At 61.8% G+C, this 18,860-nt stretch carries 18 protein-coding genes; 3 read left to right on the top strand and 15 right to left on the bottom strand.

The genetic code is table 11. The features are described from left to right. Positions 1-16: 16 nt before the first annotated feature. The 5 genes from BMY67_RS09920 to BMY67_RS09900 form a co-directional block, all read right to left on the bottom strand. The gene (locus BMY67_RS09920) at positions 17-772 is read right to left on the bottom strand and encodes a DUF4349 domain-containing protein (protein WP_092770969.1); all 756 of its coding nucleotides are present in this window, start codon (positions 770-772) and stop codon (positions 17-19) included. 36 nt (positions 773-808) lie between these two features. After that, positions 809-1,708 (bottom strand): DUF4349 domain-containing protein, encoded by a 900-nt coding sequence (locus BMY67_RS09915; protein ID WP_092770967.1) that lies wholly within the window; start codon positions 1,706-1,708, stop codon positions 809-811. A gap of 172 nt (positions 1,709-1,880) precedes the next feature. Continuing rightward, positions 1,881-3,185 (bottom strand): UDP-N-acetylglucosamine 1-carboxyvinyltransferase, encoded by a 1,305-nt coding sequence (gene murA, locus BMY67_RS09910; RefSeq protein WP_092770965.1) that lies wholly within the window; start codon positions 3,183-3,185, stop codon positions 1,881-1,883. Positions 3,186-3,308: 123 nt separating this feature from the next. Continuing rightward, the gene (locus BMY67_RS09905) at positions 3,309-4,025 is read right to left on the bottom strand and encodes a DUF4290 domain-containing protein (protein ID WP_092770963.1); all 717 of its coding nucleotides are present in this window, start codon (positions 4,023-4,025) and stop codon (positions 3,309-3,311) included. A gap of 169 nt (positions 4,026-4,194) precedes the next feature. Then, the gene (locus tag BMY67_RS09900) at positions 4,195-6,456 is read right to left on the bottom strand and encodes an ATP-dependent helicase (RefSeq protein WP_092770961.1); all 2,262 of its coding nucleotides are present in this window, start codon (positions 6,454-6,456) and stop codon (positions 4,195-4,197) included. 212 nt (positions 6,457-6,668) lie between these two features. On the opposite strand from BMY67_RS09900, the gene BMY67_RS09895 reads away from it, so the two are divergent. The 3 genes from BMY67_RS09895 to BMY67_RS09885 are packed head-to-tail and all read left to right on the top strand — an operon-like array spanning position 6,669 to position 9,472. Beyond that, positions 6,669-7,808: a glycosyltransferase family 4 protein gene (locus BMY67_RS09895; protein ID WP_092770959.1), complete on the top strand. Its 1,140-nt coding sequence runs from the start codon at positions 6,669-6,671 to the stop codon at positions 7,806-7,808. A gap of 33 nt (positions 7,809-7,841) precedes the next feature. After that, on the top strand, positions 7,842-8,426 hold the full coding sequence (locus BMY67_RS09890) for a DUF3109 family protein (protein WP_092770957.1): 585 nt from the start codon (positions 7,842-7,844) through the stop codon (positions 8,424-8,426). Positions 8,427-8,482: 56 nt separating this feature from the next. Then, a complete protein-coding gene (locus BMY67_RS09885) occupies positions 8,483-9,472 on the top strand; it encodes a class I SAM-dependent methyltransferase (RefSeq protein WP_092770955.1) in 990 nt (329 codons plus the stop codon). Between the two features lie 128 nt (positions 9,473-9,600). Here BMY67_RS09885 and accC read toward each other — a convergent pair whose 3' ends face one another. The 10 genes from accC to BMY67_RS09835 form a co-directional block, all read right to left on the bottom strand. Then, the gene (gene accC, locus BMY67_RS09880; RefSeq protein WP_092770952.1) at positions 9,601-10,950 is read right to left on the bottom strand and encodes an acetyl-CoA carboxylase biotin carboxylase subunit; all 1,350 of its coding nucleotides are present in this window, start codon (positions 10,948-10,950) and stop codon (positions 9,601-9,603) included. A 104-nt stretch (positions 10,951-11,054) separates the two neighbouring features. Beyond that, positions 11,055-11,540: an acetyl-CoA carboxylase biotin carboxyl carrier protein gene (gene accB / locus BMY67_RS09875; protein ID WP_092770950.1), complete on the bottom strand. Its 486-nt coding sequence runs from the start codon at positions 11,538-11,540 to the stop codon at positions 11,055-11,057. A 40-nt stretch (positions 11,541-11,580) separates the two neighbouring features. Continuing rightward, entirely contained in the window at positions 11,581-12,144 is a 564-nt protein-coding gene (efp, locus tag BMY67_RS09870; RefSeq protein ID WP_092770948.1) for an elongation factor P, read from the bottom strand. Between the two features lie 133 nt (positions 12,145-12,277). Continuing rightward, positions 12,278-13,282, bottom strand: coding sequence for a beta-ketoacyl-ACP synthase III (locus BMY67_RS09865; protein ID WP_092770946.1), 1,005 nt, complete (start codon positions 13,280-13,282; stop codon positions 12,278-12,280). Positions 13,283-13,357: 75 nt separating this feature from the next. Continuing rightward, positions 13,358-14,299: a phosphate acyltransferase PlsX gene (plsX, locus tag BMY67_RS09860; protein ID WP_092770944.1), complete on the bottom strand. Its 942-nt coding sequence runs from the start codon at positions 14,297-14,299 to the stop codon at positions 13,358-13,360. Positions 14,300-14,463: 164 nt separating this feature from the next. Beyond that, complete coding sequence (rpmF, locus tag BMY67_RS09855; protein WP_092770942.1) at positions 14,464-14,688, bottom strand: 50S ribosomal protein L32; 225 nt, start codon at positions 14,686-14,688, stop codon at positions 14,464-14,466. A 56-nt stretch (positions 14,689-14,744) separates the two neighbouring features. After that, on the bottom strand, positions 14,745-15,290 hold the full coding sequence (locus BMY67_RS09850; RefSeq protein WP_245744979.1) for a YceD family protein: 546 nt from the start codon (positions 15,288-15,290) through the stop codon (positions 14,745-14,747). Positions 15,291-15,350: 60 nt separating this feature from the next. Next, the gene (locus BMY67_RS09845) at positions 15,351-15,719 is read right to left on the bottom strand and encodes a helix-turn-helix domain-containing protein (RefSeq protein ID WP_092770937.1); all 369 of its coding nucleotides are present in this window, start codon (positions 15,717-15,719) and stop codon (positions 15,351-15,353) included. 355 nt (positions 15,720-16,074) lie between these two features. Then, positions 16,075-17,130, bottom strand: a complete 1,056-nt coding sequence (gene pdxA / locus BMY67_RS09840) for a 4-hydroxythreonine-4-phosphate dehydrogenase PdxA (protein ID WP_092770935.1) — start codon at positions 17,128-17,130, stop codon at positions 16,075-16,077. A 204-nt stretch (positions 17,131-17,334) separates the two neighbouring features. After that, positions 17,335-18,786, bottom strand: coding sequence for a leucyl aminopeptidase family protein (locus tag BMY67_RS09835; RefSeq protein WP_092770933.1), 1,452 nt, complete (start codon positions 18,784-18,786; stop codon positions 17,335-17,337). Between the last annotated feature and the right edge of the window lie 74 nt (positions 18,787-18,860).

Below are 18,860 nucleotides of genomic sequence, written 5' to 3'. Positions count from 1 at the left end.
CGGGTGGACGCCGGGGCTACTGGCTGCTGAAGGCCCCCTGCCGCCAGCGCCAGTAGCCCCAACCGGCCAGAATCAGCAGCAGCGGCCAGCCGTAGGACAACCCCACGAACAGCATGCCAACCAGCCGCCACCCGAATAACAGACCGGCCACGAGCCGGGGCCCGATGGCAGCGGCGGGCGTGGTGTCGGTGGCGGAGCGGAACTGGAAATACGTCAGCTGGAGCGTACCCATAGCGGCCTGCTCGGCCAGCAGCTTGCTCACGGCGGCCGCATGGTTGGCAATGGCCGTATCGGTGGCCGTGGCAGCCCGTTTCTGCTGGGCCGCCAATTCAACGGCTACGTCGCGCGAGCTTATCTGCTTGCTTTGCACGTGGCCCAGTTTGCCCAAACGGGCAGTGAGGGCCAGAAACCGCGCGGAGGGCACCCGAATAGTGAGCACCTGCTGATGGCGGCCGTTGTCGGTGGTTTCGTTGGCGTTGGTCAGGTAGGCCCCGTATTGGCTCAGCAGCGTGTCGAGCCGGGCGGAGGCCGCGTCGAAGTTATCCACCTCCAGCTCCATGCTCCCCTGATAGATAACCGGGTGTCCCGTAGCCCGCCACAGCCGGGCTAGTGGCACATCGGACCCGGCAGTAGCTTCGCCGCTGGTGGGGGAGATGGGCGGCGTAGGAGCCACCATAGCTTCTTCGGCAGCCGAGGCAGAGCGGTCGGGACTTTGTGAGCAGGACGTTAGCAGCAGTGCGGGCAGCAGCAATAAAAGCGCGCAATTTTTCATCGAGAAGGGATTGAAGGATGAAAAAAGAGAGATTAACTACTTGGCGCGACTGGCCCGGCGCCGGCGCCAGGCACGCACGGCTGCCACGACTGCGGCCACCAGCAGCACCAGGGGCCAAGCTTCCATGAGGCCCAATACTAGGTCGGTGAGCAGTTCCCAGCCGTTATAAAACGATTGGAGCAGCCGGCTCCCGAAGGAAAGCACGGGTGCGTCGGGCCGGCGCTGGCTGAGCTCCTGGTAGTAAGTGAGCGTGATGGTGGAGTAGCTTACCTCATCGTTGAGCGTGCGCAGGCGACTTTCTGTGGCCTCAATATCTTCGCGTATCTCGCCCATTTTCTGCTCTATTTCGAGCATGTCGGCCACCTTATTGGCCTTGGCCAGCAGCGCCCGGTACCGTTGCTCCAGGGCCCGCTTGGCCACCAGCCGGGCCGTAATGTCGGCGTGCTGGGCCGTTACGTCGGCCGTCGTCAGCTGCTTGGACTCGACAGTGCCCAGCCGGCCCAGCCCGGCCAGCAGCGTCTGGAAGCGGGCCGGCGCAACCCGGATTTTCATCTCGTGCCGCCACTCGCCATCCTCGCGCTCCTCCGACGCTCCTTCCACAAAGGCCCCGACGGCGCGGGTCAGGCTATCCATGCGCTGGTTGGCGCGGGCCAGGTCGGCCACTTTCATGCGCACGGTGGCGTGGTATATCAGCTTGCGGTTGGCAGCCGGCGTGGCGGAAATGGGTTCGTTGTTCTGGCCGGGCGCCGCTACCGCTGCGGATACTATCGACTTATCAACCGAGGCCTCCTCCGACGCCGGGGCCATTTCCATATCCGCACTGCCGTCGGTATCGGCCGCAACTTCGGCGGCCGGCTCGCCCATCGACGCCTGGTTGTTGCCGCAGCTCAGCAGGCTCAGCGTCAAACTCAGCCACAACAAAATCGGGATACGCATACGGCAGGATTTTTACGGTTTACAACAGGACAACGCGGTTAGCACGTGCCGTTCATACAGGCCCGGCCGGAAGGTAACCTGCTGCCGGGCTTTTAAACACAACCGCCCGGCCCCCACAAGTGGGAGCCGGGCGGCTGGGTTGTGCGAACTATTCTAGCGCCTTCCTACCAGGTTACAGGCGCCGGATCTGGGCGCCTAAGGCGATAAGGCGCTGGTCGATGTGCTGATAGCCGCGGTCAATCTGCTCCACGTTTTCAATCACGCTGCGGCCCTCGGCCGAGAGGGCGGCGATGAGCAGGGCCACGCCCGCCCGGATGTCGGGCGAGGTCATGGTGATGCCGTGCAGGCGCTTCTGGTGGTTGAGGCCGATGACGGTGGCGCGGTGCGGGTCGCACAAAATCACCTGCGCGCCCATGTCAATCAGCTTATCGACAAAAAACAGCCGCGACTCGAACATCTTCTGATGAATGAGCACCGTGCCCTTGGCCTGGGTGGCCACCACCAGCACCACGCTCAGCAAGTCGGGCGTGAAGCCGGGCCAGGTGTGGTCGGAAATCGTGAGGATGGAGCCGTCGAGGTAGGTATCAATCTCGTAGTGCGTCTGGGCCGGAATGTGAATGTCGTCACCCCGGAATTCCAGCTGGATGCCCAGCTTGCGGAACGTGTCGGGAATAAGGCCCAGTTCGGCAATCTGGCAATCCTTGATGGTGATTTCGGAGCCCGTCATGGCTGCCAGGCCAATGAAGGAGCCGATTTCAATCATGTCGGGCAGCATGCGGTGCTCGGTGCCGCCGAGCTGCTCCACGCCCTCGATGGTGAGCAGGTTGGAGCCGATGCCGTTGATTTTTGCGCCCATGCGCACCAGCATTTTGCAGAGCTGCTGCAGGTAGGGCTCGCAGGCGGCGTTGTAGATGGTGGTAGTGCCCGAGGCCAGCACGGCGGCCATCACAATGTTGGCCGTGCCCGTTACCGAAGCTTCGTCCAGCATCATATAAGCACCGGTCAGGCCATTTTCGGCCTTGATGCGGTAGAAGTCCTTGCCTTCGAGTGTGAGCTTGCCGCCCAGCTTCTCCAAGCCCAGAAAGTGGGTGTCCATCGGCCGGCGGCCGATTTTGTCGCCGCCCGGCTTTGGTAGCTGGCAGCGGCCGAAGCGCGTCAGCATGGGGCCTAAAATCATCACCGACCCGCGCAAAGCCCCGGCCTGAGCGATGAACTCGGTTGTATCGAGGTAGGCCAGGTTCACGCTGTCGGCCTGGAAGCGGTAGGTATCGGAGGAGAGCTTGCCCACTTTCACGCCCAAATCGCGCAGCAGCTCAATGAGCTTATTTACGTCGCGGATATCGGGAATATTGCTGATGGTCACCGGCTCGCTGGTCAGCAGCACGGCGCACAGAATCTGGAGGGCTTCGTTTTTGGCGCCCTGAGGCACTATTTCGCCATGCAGCGGCTTACCGCCAATTACTTCAAAGGAGGCCATTCGGTTGAGCTGTTAGCTGACAGCTATTAGCTGTTAGCTCTATGTTCGATAGTTAAAAGCGTGGCTGTAGACTGGCACGAAGCTATCAGCTAACAGCTGTCAGCTAATAGCTTGAAGCAAGACCTACTGCGGGGGCTGCTGGGGCTCGTTGCGATTTTTGCGGCCGCCGCGGCGCTGTTTGTCGCGGCGGTTGCCGCCGCCACTGTTGCCGCGGCGGTTGTTGCCGCCGTCGCGCTCCTGCCGGGGCTGGGGCACGATGAAGGGCGTGGGCCGGCCGCCGGTGCTCACGAACTCGAACAGGTTCTCAGATTGCACCCGGTCGGGGTCGAGGCTGAGCTGGTTGTTCGACAGCTCGCGCAGGTGCTTGATGATGGTCAGGTCCTTGGCGTTTTCCTTGTTGTGCGAGCGGTACAGGAACTTCATGGTGCGGCCGATGATGATGGCAGCCTGCTCGCGCTCGGTGGCGTCTTCCAGCGTCAGGGCCTGGGTCACGAGCTGCTCCACGGCCTGCCCGTAGGCCCGGAACTTAGGGCCTTTGGCGGGGTAGGCCAGGCGCTTGGGCGGCCCCAGATTCACCTGGGCGGCCAGCGGGAAGGGCGCGTCCACGTCCAGCTCGCCGTCGGCCATTTCAAAAATGTGATTCCAAACGGTGGCCTGGCTGTCGGGCTGGTCGCGCAACGCGGGCTGGAGGCGGAAGATGAGCTGCACAATCTGCTGGGCCCGGCGGGTCCGCTCGGCGCGGTCTTCGATGCCGGCCAGCTGCTGCACGAGCTGGAAAGTGCTCTGGCCGTATTCGCGCTGGAGCAGCTCGTGTTTATGAAGAGAGGGGGGGAGGGTCATGAAAATGGTATTCGAAAGGTCAAATATACGCCAACGCCCGCCTGACTGGCAGTGCCTGTTGCACAAAATCCAGCGGGGCGGAGTTAGGTAAAGGCTGGGCTGGCCAAAGCGGCCACGCTACGTTCTTCTAAAAGTAACGCATAGCAGCCGAAACCAGCTGAACCGGGCCCTAATGCACCCGCAGCTTGGCGAAGCTCAGCAGCAGCGTTTTCTCGCCTACTTCCTCAAACTGGATAATGGCCTTAGTAGAACCCTGCACGGTTTCGAGGCTGGTGACTTTGCCGAAGCCGAACTTGGGGTGCTCCACGCGCTGGCCGGCTTGCAGGTTGCTGGTGTCGGAGGGCGCGAAGTCGGCGGGGGCCACGTACTTGGTGGCGGCGTTCTTGCGGGGCGGGGGCGGCACCAGGTTGGAGCGGCGCTCAAACACGTGGCCGAAGGGCGACTCGCCCGGTCCGGCGCGGTCAGGACCGGGGCCGGCCGAGAACTTGAAGTCGACGTATTTGGGGTCGATTTCGTCCAGGAAGCGGCTTTTCTCGCAGCTGCGCAGGTTGCCCCACTGGTAGCGCGAGGTGGCGTAGCTGAGCGTCAGCTTCTTTTCGGCCCGCGTGATGGCCACGTAAAACAGGCGGCGCTCCTCCTCCAAATCGGCCCGCGAGGTAATCATCATCTGGCTCGGAAACAGGTTCTCCTCCAGGCCCACGATGTATACGTTGCGAAACTCCAGGCCCTTGGCCGAGTGGATGGTCATCATCGTCACCTGCTCGCCCTCGGCCTGGGCGTCCTTGAGGTCCGAATCCGTCACCAGCGCAATGTCCTGCAGGAAAGAGCCGAGGGTTTTATCCTCGCGCTCGGGGTCTTCCACGAAGGCCTTGATGCCGTTGAGCAATTCCTGGATGTTCTCGTAGCGCGACAGGCCCTCGATGCTCTTATCGGCGTACAGCTCCTCAATCATGCCCGAGTTCTTGGCAATGAACTTGGCGGCCTCAAACGCATCCTCCTTGGCCGCCACGGCAGTGTAGGCCTTTATTTTCTCCGCGAAATCGACAATCGGGTTGGCCGTGCGGGTGGGCAGAAACTTATCGGCATTGCTGACGACCTCCCAGATGGTATGGTTGGCCTCCTCGGCCGCGTTGATGAGCTTGGCCAGCGTCGTGTCGCCGATGCCGCGCTTGGGGTAATTGATAACCCGGCGCAGGGCCTGCTCGTCGTTGGGGTTCACCGTCAGGCGCAGGTAGGCCACCAAATCCTTGATTTCCTTGCGCTGGTAGAAGCTCAACCCGCCCACTATTTTGTACTTGATGCCCAGCTTGCGCAACGACTCCTCCATGGCCCGGCTCTGGGCGTTGGTGCGGTAGAGGATGGCGAAGTTGTCGTAGGAAAGATGCTGGTTCATCTTGTCCTCGTAGATGCTTTGGGCTACGAGCTTGCCCTCCTCGTTGTCCGACGAGGCCTTGAACACCTCAATCAGCGGGCCTTCCTCGTTGTCGGAAAACACGTCTTTGCGCAGCTGAGCTTGGTTGTTTTTGATAACCGAGTTGGCCGCCTTCACGATGTTCTGGGTCGAGCGGTAGTTCTGCTCCAACTTGAACACCTGCAACTCCGGGTAGTCCTTTTCGAAGTTGAGAATGTTCTGAATATCAGCGCCCCGGAAGGCGTAGATGCTCTGGGCATCGTCGCCCACTACGCAAATGTTGCGCTCCTTGGCGGCCAGCTTGCGGGCAATCAGGTACTGCGAGTAGTTGGTGTCCTGGTACTCGTCCACCATCACGTACCGAAACATATTCTGGTACTTGTTCAGCACGTCGGGGTGGTCCTTGAACAGCACGTTGGTCTGGTACAGCAGGTCGTCGAAGTCCATGGCCCCGGCCTTGAAGCAGCGGTTGGCGTACTGCTGGTAAATGACGCCCAGCTTGGGCCGCATAGCCGCCTCGTCGTCCTGCTTGATTACCGGGTCGTGCAGGTACTGCTGCACCGAAATCAGCTTGTTTTTGGCCCCCGAAATCCGGCTCAGCACCATGTTGGGCTTGTACATCTTGTCGTCCAGCTCCAGCTCTTTCAGAATCTGGCCAATCAGGGTTTTGGAATCCTGGGTGTCGTAGATGGTGAACGAGCGGGGATAGCCGATTTTATCGGCCTCGGAGCGCAGAATGCGGGCAAACACGCTGTGGAAGGTGCCCATCCACAGGTTCTTGGCCTCGGGGCCCACCACTTTCTCGATGCGGGCGCGCATCTCCTTGGCGGCCTTATTGGTAAAGGTGAGGGCCAGGATATTGAACGGGTTGATGCCCTGCTCCAGCAGGTTGGCGATGCGGTAGGTGAGCACCCGGGTTTTGCCCGAGCCGGCGCCGGCAATAATCATGCAGGGGCCTTCAATCTGCATCACGGCAGCGGCCTGCGAGGGGTTGAGTAGCGCGTTATAATCGAGTCCCATAAACGGTAGTCAGCAGCGGAAAACTAAGCCGGTTGGCTGGTTAGCAAAGGTAGGGCTTTCGGGCGGGGGATGGAAATGCGTAATGTCAGTATCGGGTTTTCTCGCGGAGGTCCGCGGAGGGATGCGCAGAGGTTAAAGACAGGGCCTCCTTTAACCTCTGCGCATCCCTCCGCGGACCTCCGCGAGAAAACCTGCCCGCGTATCTTCGCGGAATGAATTCACGCGCGCCGTTTCCCCTCTCCATCCTGTGCCTCTCCGACAGCTGGGGCGGGCTGGAACTGAACACGGCCCGGTTTGCGGGCTGGATGCGGGAGCGGGGCTGGCCCGTGCAAGTCATCACCCGGGCTGGCTCGCCGCTGGCCGCCCGCGCCGCCGAGCTGGGCGCCACCGTAGTAACGCTCGAAAACCCCTGGAAAGCCCTCGACCTGCCGGCGGCCGGCCGCCTGGCCTCGGCGCTGCGCACGTTTGAAAGCCGGGCGCTGCTCATCAGCCGCAACGGCGACCTGGGCCTGGCCGTGCTCTGCCAGCGGCTGTACCTGCCCGAGCTGCCGCTGGTGTACCAGCAGCACATGCAGCTGGGACTGGCCAAGCGTGGCCTTGTGCACACGCTGCGCTACCGGGCGCTGGCGGCCTGGCTGGCCCCGCTGCCCGGCCTGGCCCGGCAGGTGCTCGAAAAAACGCGCCTCAGCCCCGAAAAGCTGCACGTAGTACCGCTGGGCGTGGAGCTGGAGAAATTCGCCGATGCCCAGCTGACCACCGCCGAAGCCCGCCGCCGCCTGCAGCTGGAGTTACCCCCCGGTACCGTGCTGCTGGGCCTCGTCGGCCGCCTCGACGACGGCAAGGGCCAGGATTTTGTGGTGGAGACCATGGCCGGGCTGCGCCAACAGTTTCCGCAGCTGCATTTGTTGCTGGTTGGCGAGCCCACCCGCAACGAAGGCAATGCCTACGCCGACGCGCTGCGAACCCGCATTCAGGAGTTGGGCCTGAGTGAAGTGGTGCACCTGCGCGGCTTCACGCCTCAGCCCGAAGTAGCTTACCGCGCCCTCGATATTTCCATCACGGCCTCCGTAAGTGAAACCTACGGCATGGTCACCATTGAGGCGCTGGCGGCCGGCAAGCCCGTGCTGGGCGCGGCGGCCGGCGGCACCCGCGAGTTGCTCGATGACAGCCGCACCGGCCTGCTGTTTGAACTCCACAACCAGGCGTCCTTCGCGGCGGTTGTGGCCCGGCTGCTGCAGGAGCCGGGCCTGATGGAGCGCCTGGGCCGGGCAGGCCAGCAGGAAGCCTTCACTACATATTCGCACCACCGGCAATGCGAGCTGACGGAACAGATTCTCTGGGCGGTGGCGTAATTGGGGGTATCTTTGCGGCGAGAAAACGACCCGATGATTCAAATCCAGCACACGCTTATTTCCGACGACGTTCGGGACAACTTCTTCGTCTGCAACCTCGAAGCCTGCAAGGGCGCGTGCTGCGTCGAGGGCGACTTGGGCGCGCCCCTGGAGCCCGAGGAGCTCGACATCCTCAACCAGGAATACGAGAATATCAAACCCTTCCTCACCGATGCCGGCCGGGCCGCCATCGAGCAGCAGGGCCGCTACATCAAAGACTGGGAGGGCGACTTCAGCACCACTACCATCAACGACCGGGAGTGCGCCTACGCCCTCTACGACGAGCGGGGCATCCTCAAGTGCGGCATCGAGCAGGCCTACCTGGCTGGGGCCACCAGCTTCAAAAAACCCATCAGCTGCCACCTGTACCCCATCCGCATCACCAAGTACGACGGCTTTGAGGCCCTCAACTACGACCGGTGGACCATCTGCTCGCCCGCCTGCTCATTCGGCGCCAACCTGGGCGTGCGCATCTACCAGTTCCTCAGGGAACCCCTGATTCGTAAGTATGGCGAGGGATGGTACGGCGAGCTGGTGGCGGAGATTGAGCAGGGGGGCGGCGGCCCAGCGGCAGACTGAGCCGTAGGCCGTTCACCACTCTTGTTGTGCCCTTCGCCTCGCCAATCTGACGCCTTATGCCCTGGCTCACCTCCGACGATTTTCTGGAAACCCTGGCCAAGCTCCGGCAGCGCGGACTGCCTTTTTTGCTATCCAAGCTGGTGCCGAGCAACCTGGCCCGCACCCGCAGCGCCTTCGACGATCCGCAGCTGCAGGCGGCCAACTGGTGGCAGGTGCCGGCCGTGCGCCGGCGCTGGAGCGAGAAAATCAGCGGTAGTCCGGCCGTTCCCTACGAAGCGCACGTGGCCAGCCGCTACCTGGCCGGCCGCACGGGTTTGCGGCTGCTCTCCCTCGGGAGCGGGGCCTGCTCCCACGAGCTGACTTTCGCCCGGCAGCCCCATTTCGCCGAGGTTCGGTGCGTGGATATTGCCGGCCGCCTGCTGCAACAGGCCGCCGAAACGGCCCGCGCGGAGGGGCTGACCAATTTCCAAACCGAGGTAGCCGACGTAAATCAACGGGTGCTGGCGCCGGGTTCCTACGATGTTATCCTGTTCCACTCGGCCCTGCACCACTTTCGCGACGTGGAGGGCATCGTGGCCCGGGTGCGGGCCGCGCTGGCCCCCGGGGGCTTGCTCATTCTCAACGACTACGTGGGGCCCGCCCGCCTGCAATGGACCGCTACGCAGTTGCGCGAAGCCAACCGTGTGCTACGCGACGTAGTGCCCGCCAGCCACCGCCAACGTTTTCTGTCGCGGCAGCTCAAACACCGCATCAGTGGCCCCGGCCGCCTGCGCATGTACCTGGCCGATCCTTCCGAAGCGGCCGAGTCGGACCGGATTGTACCGGCGTTGCGGCAGCACTTTCGGGCCCTGGAAGAAGCCGCGCTGGGTGGTAACCTGCTTACGCTGGTGCTCAAGGATATTGCGCACCATTTCCTGGCCGAAAACGCCGCAAACCAAGCGCTGCTGGCAGAGTTGTTTTCCCTGGAAGATGCGCTGCTGGATCAGGAGCCCAGCAACCTGCTGTTCGGCGTGTACCAGCCGCTGCCCACCACTACGGTCGGCTAGCCCACTACAGCAGCCCTTGGTCAACCCGCCTCTGGCTTCTTTACAGGAGCTGGCTCCTGCAACAGGCCGGCATAAAAACGGGCGCCCTCCACTGGAAGGCGCCCGTTTAGCAGGTGGCGGAATGCTGGCTACTGCAGCTGCGAGAAGTCGAACGAGTCTTCCAGGAACTTGGTCGTGAAGTCGCCGGCCAGGAACTGCTCGTTGTCCATGAGCGCGAGGTGGAAGGGGATGGTCGTTTTCACGCCTTCCACCACAAACTCGCTCAAGGCACGCTTCATCTTCACGATGGCCTCCTCGCGGGTCTGGGCCACGGTGATGAGCTTGGCAATCATCGAGTCGTAGTTGGGTGGAATCTGGTAGCCCGCGTACACGTGCGTATCCACCCGCACGCCGTGGCCGCCGGGGATGTGCAGGGTCGTGATTTTGCCCGGCGAGGGGCGGAAGCCATTGGCCGGGTCTTCGGCGTTGATGCGGCACTCCATGGCGTGCAGCTGGGGGAAGTAGTTGGCACCCGAAATCGGGATGCCGGCCGCCACCTTGATCTGCTCCTTGATGAGGTCATAGTTCACCACTTCCTCCGTCACGGGATGCTCCACCTGAATGCGGGTGTTCATCTCCATGAAGTAGAAGTCACGGTTTTTGTCCACCAGGAATTCGATGGTGCCCACACCCTCGTAGCCGATGGCCGAGGCGCCGGCAATGGCCGCCGCACCCATCCGCTCGCGCAAATCATCGGTCATGAAGGGCGAAGGGGCCTCCTCCACCAGCTTCTGGTGGCGGCGCTGAATCGAGCAGTCGCGCTCCGAAAGGTGGCAGACGTGGCCGAACTGGTCGCCGCAAATCTGGATTTCGATGTGGCGGGGCTCCACCACGAACTTCTCCAGGTACATGCCGTCGTTGCCAAAGGCAGCCTTCGACTCGGTGCGGGCGTCGTTCCAGGCCTTCTCGAACTCGTCTTCGGAGTTGATAATGCGCATACCGCGGCCGCCACCACCGGCCGTGGCCTTGATGATGACCGGGTACTTGATTTCGGCGGCAATCTGCTTGCCCTGCTCCACCGATTCGAGCAAGCCCACCGAACCGGGTACCACCGGTACGCCGGCGGCAATCATGGTGGCTTTGGCCGAGGCCTTGTCGCCCATGCGGTTGATCATGTCGGGCGAGGCACCGATGAACTTGATGCCGTTTTCGTGGCACACGCGCGAGAATTCGGCGTTTTCGCTCAGAAACCCGTAGCCCGGATGAATGGCGTCGGCGTTGGTGATTTCGGCGGCCGCGATGATAGTCGGGATGCTCAGGTAGCTCTGGGCCGAGGGGGGCGGACCGATGCACACGGCCTCGTCGGCGAAGCGCACGTGCAGGCTCTCCTTGTCGGCCGTCGAGTACACGGCCACCGTCTTGATGCCCATTTCCTTGCAGGTCCGAATCACGCGCAGCGCAATTTCGCCCCGGTTAGCAATCAGTATTTTCTTGAACACAGCTTCTTTGGAATTAGGAATTAGGAATTAGGAATTAGGAATTACGAGTCGGTCCAGTTACTAAAAACGGCCAATTCATAATTCATAATTTAAAATTCATAATTCTAAACGGCCTCAATCAAAAACAGCGGCTGATCGTACTCGACGGGGGAGGCGTTTTCCACCAGCGCCTTCACGATGCGGCCCGATTGCTCGGCTTCGATTTCGTTGAAGAGCTTCATGGCCTCGATGATGCAGATAACCTGGCCTTTCTCCACCATGTCGCCCACCTGCACGAAAGCCGGCGTTTCGGGGCTGCTGCTGCGGTAGAACGTGCCAATCATCGGCGACTTAAGCGGCGTGGCGTTGCTGGCAGCCGGGGCAGCGGGGGCTTCGGCGGCCACCGGGGCGGGGGCCGAAGCCGGAGCGGCCTGAGGAGCGGCCGGCGCCGGAGCCGGGGCATGCGCCGCAGCCGGAGCGGCCATGGTCACGGTTTTGGTGCTCGGGTCGCGCTGCACCGATATCTTAAACTCTTCGGTTTCGATGTTGACCTTGTTGAGGCCCGATTTGGCGATGAAATCAATCAGGTCCTGGAGTTCTTGGGCTTTCATGGCAGAAGAAAAGGCGTGGCCGGTGGATGGTTGACGTGCGTTACTTAACTCGCTCGACGTAGCTGTAGTCGGCGGTTTTAATCCGAATCTTGGTGTCGGTATCCACGAAGAGTGGCACCTGAATGCGCGCGCCCGTCTCGACGGTGGCGGGCTTGAGCGTGTTGGTGGCCGTGTCGCCCTTCAGGCCGGGCTCGGTGTAGGTCACTACCAGCTCCACGGTAGTCGGCAGCTCGGCCGTAAGGGGCTGCTCGGTTTCGGCGTGGAACAGGATGCCGACCTCCTGGCCTTCCTTCATCAAATCGGCGAAGGGCACCATGGCTTCGGGCAGCACTACCTGCTCGAAGGTGGCGTTGTCCATGAACGTGAAGCCGTAATCGTCCTTAAACAGGTACTGGTGGGGACGCTGCTCCACGCGGGCCGTTTCTATTTTCACGCCCGCATTAAAGGTGTTGTCGAGGGTGCGGCCGGTTTTGATGTTGCGCATCTTGGTACGCACAAACGCCGGGCCCTTACCAGGCTTCACGTGCTGAAATTCGGTGATGACGTGCAGCTCGTTGTTGTAGTTGATTACGAGCCCGTTGCGGAAATCTGCGGTGGTGGCCATTCCTTTTTTAAGTATGAATTTTGAATTAGGAATTTTGAATTAAGAACTGTGGAATCAGAAATATAAAAATCAACTGTTGCTGGTAGAGGATGCGGCTTTGAACAGTTGATTTATCATTCGTAATTCAAAATTCTTAATTGCGCGAAGCGCCATCGTACGCCCATTTGAGGTAAAGCGCGCCCCAGGTAAAACCGCCCCCGAAGGCGGCAATGATGAGGTTGTCACCTTTGCGGAGCTGCTGCTCGTAGTCGGCGAGGCAGAGCGGGATGGTGCCGTTGGTGGTGTTGCCGTAGCGGTGGATGTTGAGCATCACCTTTTCGGGGCCGATGCCCACGCGGTGGGCCGTGGCGTCGATGATGCGCTTGTTGGCCTGGTGGGGCACCAGCCAGTCGATGCTTTCGGGCGTGAGGCCGTTGCGCTCCGACACCTGCGCGGCCACGTCGGCCATGTTTTTTACGGCAAACTTGAATACGGCCGCGCCTTCCTGGTGCACGTAATGCTCCCGGTTGGCAACGGTTTCGGCCGAGGGCGGACGGCGCGAGCCGCCGGCTTTCTGGTGCAGGTACTGCTCGCCGTTACCGTCGGAGTGCAGCTCCTGGTCGAGCAGGCCCAGGCCCTCGTGGTTGGGTTCGAGCAGCACCGCGCCGGCGCCGTCGCCGAAGATGATGCAGGTCGAGCGGTCGGTGTAGTCGATGATGCTCGACATTTTATCGGCCCCCACCACCACCACCTTTTTGTAGGTGCCGGTGGCAATAAACTGAGCCCCGGTGGCCAGCGCGTACATGAAGCCCGAGCAGGCGGCCTGCATATCGAAGCTAAACGCTTTGGTGGCACCCACGGCCGCCGAAATGATGTTGGCCGTAGCCGGAAACACCAGATCGGGCGTGGTAGTGGCGCAGATCAGCAGGTCGATGTCGGCGGCGGCCACGCCGGTTTTGGCCAGCAGGTTTTCCACGGCCTTCACTCCCATAACCGACGTGCCCTGGCCTTCTCCCTTCAGGATGTGCCGCTCTTTGATGCCGGTGCGGCTCAAAATCCATTCGTCGGTCGTGTCGACCAGGCCTTCGAGTTCCTGGTTGGTGAGCACGTAGTCGGGCACGTAGGCGCCCACCCCGGAAATGGCGGCGGTAATCTTCATGAGGCAGGTAAAGCAGCAATAAAAGCGGCCGCAAAAAGTCCGGCCCCCAACAAGGAAACCGGACGAAAGCCGAAATCAGGACTTGAAAGTAGCTTTAATTTGGTCGGCAATGCCGGCAGTAGCCATTTGGTAGCCCTGTAGCAGCATATTGCAGATGGCTTTGGGTGTGCTTACACCGTGGCCGATGATGGCATTGCCATTGACGCCGAGGATGGGCGAGCCGCCCACGGCCTCGTAGTTGAACTGGTCGAAGAATGGGTCCTGGATGTGCCGGTCGGCCACCGCGTCGTACACCGATTCGGCCATTTTTAGCAGCACGTTGCCCGTGAAACCGTCGCAGATAATCACGTCGGCTTTCTCGTTGAACAGGTCGCGGCCCTCGATATTGCCAATAAACTTGAGGTGCGGGTTGACTTTGAGCAGTTGGTGCGCGGCCTGGGTAACAACCGTACCCTTGCCCTCTTCCTCGCCCAGGTTCATCAGCCCTACTTTGGGTTCCGCAATACCCAGCACGTAGCGGGCATACAACGAGCCCAGCTCGCCGAACTGCTCCAGCATTTCGGGCTTGCAGTCGGCATTGGCGCCCACATCGAGCATGATGCCGGTGCCGCCGTGCAGCTTGGGAACGAAGTTGGCAATAGCCGGCCGTAGCACGCCGGGCACGGCCTTCACGCTGAACATAGCTCCCACGAGCATGGCCCCGGTGTTGCCGGCCGAGCAGAACGCTTCCACCTCGCGGGCGGCCAGCATGCGGTAGCCCACGGCGATACTCGAATCCTGCTTGTGCTGGTAGGCTTTGGCCGGATGCTCACCCATCTCAATGATTTGCGAGGCGGGCACCAGCGTAAGGCCGTCGGCGGCGGCACCGTACGCGGCCAGCAACGGCCGCACGGCTTCCTCCTGACCAATAAGCACAATCTGGGCCTTGCCCGCCAGCTGCTGAGCGGCCAGCACGGCCCCATCGACGGCGGCCTGGGGAGCAAAATCGCCCCCCATTGCGTCCAGAGCTATCTTCATGAAAGAAAAGTCAAGAGGGTTATTTTTTGAGCTAGCAGCCAATAGCTGTTAGCTGATAGCCTTTCCATGGCCGATGCCTATAAATAAGCATCGGCCCGAAGGTGGCTAACAGCTAACAGCTATTGGCTAATAGCTTAAAAACGGCTATCAGCTACAAAAGAAGGCTATTCGTCGTCGGTATCGAGCGGCGCGGCGGCCGAAACGGGGGCGTAGTCCTTGATGGCTACTTTGCCGTTCAGGTACAGGTCGCCGTCGACTACATAGGCCTTGTGGCGCAGGTGCAGCTCGCCCGTGTTCTGGCACAGGGTTACGGCCTTAGGGGTGAGCTTGTAGTGGCTGCGACGCTTGTCGCGGGTGGCGGAGGAGGTCCGGCGTTTAGGATGAGCCATTTTGCAAAAAAAGAAAAAGAGAAAAAAGTAAAATTCAGGGGGCCGATCAGTAACGGCTAGTTCAGGTTCCGGAGCGCGTTCCAGCGCGGGTCCGACTCATCCTCGTCGTCGTCGGCATCCTCGCCGCGGGTCGTGAAGATGAGCTTGGTTTTGGCGTCGGGCTCGTCGTCGGGCTCGTTCTGGAAGCGCGGGTGCAGCTTTTTCATGGGCAGGGCCAGTCCCACGAAGTCGAATAGGTGCTGGGCCAGCGGCAGGGTCTGGGTTTCGGGCGTGATTTGCAGCACGTTGTCGTCGAGCTCCTTTTCCTCGTCGCCGAAGCGCACCAGCAACTGCTCGTGGGCCGCCACGTCCTGGTCGTAGTCGTCGAGGCTCCGGTCGCACACCTGGCGCACGGTGCCCTTCAGGTCGAAATCCACCGTGATGAGGCGCTCAGTTTTGTGCAGCGTGACGTCGACGTGCACGTTGCCATCCGGAATCAGGTCCTGGTCGAACTGCTCAAAAAAGGCCTGGTCGAGGTCGAACGCAAAGTGGTGCGTTTTGTCGGCCAGCCGGGCCAGGTTGATGTTATAAGGAGAGTCCTTCTTCACGGGAGGTAGTAGCAAGGGGGCAAAAGTAGGGACTTTTGCCCGGTATGTTAGCGGATAATGGGGCTGGGAGTAGGGTCAGGCGTTTTTCAGAATGAAGTCTGAGGGAATGCCCAGCCGCTCGTACAAGCGCTTAGCCAAATCGAGCGTTACCCGCCGCTTGCCGCTTAATATCTGCGAAAGGCGGCCGGCCGGTACTTCGAGCAACTCCGCCAGCTCCTTCTGCTTGAGGCGCATTTGCTGGCGCTTGAGCTCAATCATCTCGGCCAGCGAAGTGGGCAGGTTCGGAATGGGTAGCAGCCCCAGCTTGCCTTCGTACAGGTCGAGCGCCGCAATCAGCGTTCGGAACTCGGTTTCCAGCGCCTCGTTGCCCTCCACGCCGGCCGCGGCCAGCGCATCGAGGCGGCGCAGGGCGGTACGGTAGTCGATGGGCGTTTGAAGCAGCATAGAGCGAGGGGCAAGCAAAACGCCGGAGCCTGGTGGTTCCGGCGTTTCTGCTGCAAAGGTAAAACGCAATTCCGAAACCGCAAACAATCTTTCATTTTTGAAAAGAAAGTTTCGGTTTGGTTCGAGGAGCGGGGTGATATGGTAATGGGGCGATGGGGTGAGGAGCAGATGGAGTGAAAAAGAACGGTCATTCTGAGCATGCTGCGCTTAGAGCAGGGACGAAGAATCTCGCGTGCCAAAGTAGCTCCTTACGTCAGGGTTACCATTGCACGCGAGATTATTCGTCCCTGCTCTAAGCGCAGCATGCTCAGAATGACCGTTCTTTTACCTCCTCACTCCCTCACCCAAACCAACCCTACTCCCGGCGGCCGCCGCGCGGGGCGGGGCCGGGCACCAGGGGCACGATTTCAGCCTCGGCTTTGCGGTATTTTACCAGCTCGCAGGCCAGGTACAGGGCCTCGCGGAAGGAGGTTTCGTCGGCCTTGAACTGGCCGGCCAGGCCGTAGGCGGTGCCGTGGTCGGGGGAAGTGCGCACCACCGGCAGGCCGGCCGTGTAGTTGACGCCGCGCTCGAAGGCCAGGGTTTTAAACGGAATCAGGCCCTGGTCGTGGTAGAGCGAGAGGGTAGCGTCGAACTGCTTGTACTGGCCGGTGCCGAAGTAGCCGTCGGCAGGGTAGGGGCCGAACACCAGGTGGCCGCTCTGGAGCAACTGCTGGATGACGGGCGTCACCACGGCGGCCTCTTCGGTGCCGAGCAGGCCGTTTTCGCCGGCGTGGGGGTTGAGGCCCAACACGGCCACCCGGGGCTTCTCGATGCCAAAATCGTTCTTCAGCGAGGCCAGCAGGATGCGCAGCTTGGCCGTCAGCAGCTCCTTGGTGAGGCGGCTGGCCACGTCTTTGAGCGGAATGTGGCCCGTAACGGTGGCCACGCGCAAGTCGTCGGCCACGAGCAGCATCAGGCTCTCCTTGGCCCCGAAAAAGCTGGTCAGGAACTCGGTGTGGCCGGGGAAGCGGAAGTCGTCGGCCTGGGTGTTTTCCTTGCTGATGGGGGCCGTGACGAGGCCGTCGAGCAGGCCGGCTTTCAGGTCGCGGGCGGCGGCGAGCAGGCTCTGGCGGGCCGCCGCACCGCTGGCCGCGCTGGGCTGGCCGGGCGTGAGCTGCACGTCGTCATCGTCCCAGCAGCTCACGGCGTTGTGCTTGCCGGGGGCAATATCGGCCGCCTCGCGCACCTGCCGGAACCGTAGCGGCTCGTGGTTGGGGTCGGCGGGAAAATCGTCGAAAAGTACGGCGGCCGTGCCGTACACTACCGGCGTGCAGAACTTGAGCAGGCGCGGGTCGAGGAAGGTTTTATAAATGACCTCGGGCCCGATGCCGGCCAGATCACCGACGGAAATACCAATTCGTGGGAGCATTCTTTTTTTAGGTCTTAGGTGTTAGGTGAACTGACAGGCTAATTTGGTGTACAGAACGTCATTCAGAGCGGAGCGAAGAATCTCGCTCGAACAGACGTTGGACGAATTCAGGCGAGATTCTTCGCTGCGCTCTGAATGACGTTCCGCATACCAATTTACCTTGTCAATTCAGTTAGGGCTTAGGCCGGTTTGAGCAATCCGTTCTTACGCCTTGTTCTTCAGAAATTCATACGTGAGGCGTACGGCCGTGCCGGTGCCGCCTTTGCCGCGGTAGGAGTCGGGGGCGGTGAGGAAGGCGGGGCCGGCAATGTCGAAGTGGACCCAATCGTAACCCTCGGTGTAGCGCTCCAGGAACTTGCCGGCCGAAATGGCGCCGGCCTCGGCCTTGCCCAGGTTGGTCATGTCGGCAATGGGGCTCTTGATGTGGTCGGCGTACTCATCCCAGAGCGGGAATTCCACCAGCCGCTCGTGGGTGGCGTTGCCAGCCTTCTTCAGGTCGTGCATCACGTCCTCGTCGGCGGTGCCCATGTACACGATGCCCTCGATACCGATGGCGCGGGCCGCCGAGCCGGTGAGCGTGGCGTAATCCATGACCAGGGCGGGGTCGTACTTTTTGGCGAAGGCCAGCGCGTCGGCCAGAATCAGGCGGCCCTCGGCGTCGGTGTTGAGCACTTCCACGGTCAGGCCGCTGTACATCGTAATTACGTCGCCGGGGGCCAGGGCGGGGCCGCCGGGGCGGTTGTCGGTGGCCGGCACCAGCCCAATAACGTGCAGCGGCACCTTATTGGTGGCCAGGGCCGTAAGCACGCCCACGACTACGGCCGCGCCGCCCATGTCGCACTTCATCATATCCATGCTGTTGGGCGTGGGCTTGAGGCTGAGGCCGCCGGTATCGAACACTACACCTTTGCCCACGAGCACGATGGGCTGCTGGTTGGTGGCGCCGTCGGGCTTGTACTCCATGATGGTGAAGGTGGGCGGCTCGGGGCTGCCCTGGTTCACGGCCAGCAAACCACCCATGCGCAGGGCCTCAATGCGCACCAAATCCAGCACTTCGACCGCGAAACCGGCCTGCTCGCCGGCCTGCTCGAACTGCCGGGCCAGCTGGGTGGCGTTGAGGTGGCTGTAGGGCATGTTCACCAGGTCGCGCGCCAGGTATACGCCCTGCAAAATACCTTGCAAATCAGCCACTTTCTCGGCCGATAAATCGGGGCCGACCAGCGTGAGGCGTTGCAGGGTGGAGGCTTTTTGGGACTTCTCGTCGGTTTTGTAGCCGGCGAACTGGTAGGCCGTCAGGGCCAGGCCTTCGGCCAGGGCCAGCGAGGCGCCGGCGGGCGTAAGGTTGCAGATGAACAGCTCTTCGACCTTATCGGCCTTGAGCTGGGCGTGCAGCTTGTGGCCCGCCTGGCGCAGGGCCTCCAGGCCCAGGGCGGGCGTTTTCTTGTCCTCGGCCACCACGTAGTAGTGGTGGTGCGAGTACTGGTTGACAACGACCAGCTTCTCGTCGGCGGCCAGCTGGGCGGCCACGTAGTTGCGGGCGGCCTCGGGCAAATCGGCGGCGGCCGTTACGGGCAGCTCGGTGGTGCCGGCGGGCAGGATGAAGGCCGTGCTGGCAATGGCGGGAAAATCGGCGGCGTAGGCGAGGGTCAGGGACATGGGCGGGCAGGAACAGGAATGAAGCGCCGGCCGAAACGACCGGCCGCGGCGTATCTTTGGCCGTGAAGGTAGTT

It is taken from the genome of Hymenobacter actinosclerus (genome assembly GCF_900111515.1).
GTDB classification, from domain to species: Bacteria; Bacteroidota; Bacteroidia; order Cytophagales; family Hymenobacteraceae; genus Hymenobacter; species Hymenobacter actinosclerus.
This window is presented reverse-complemented; position numbering and strand designations above follow the sequence as displayed.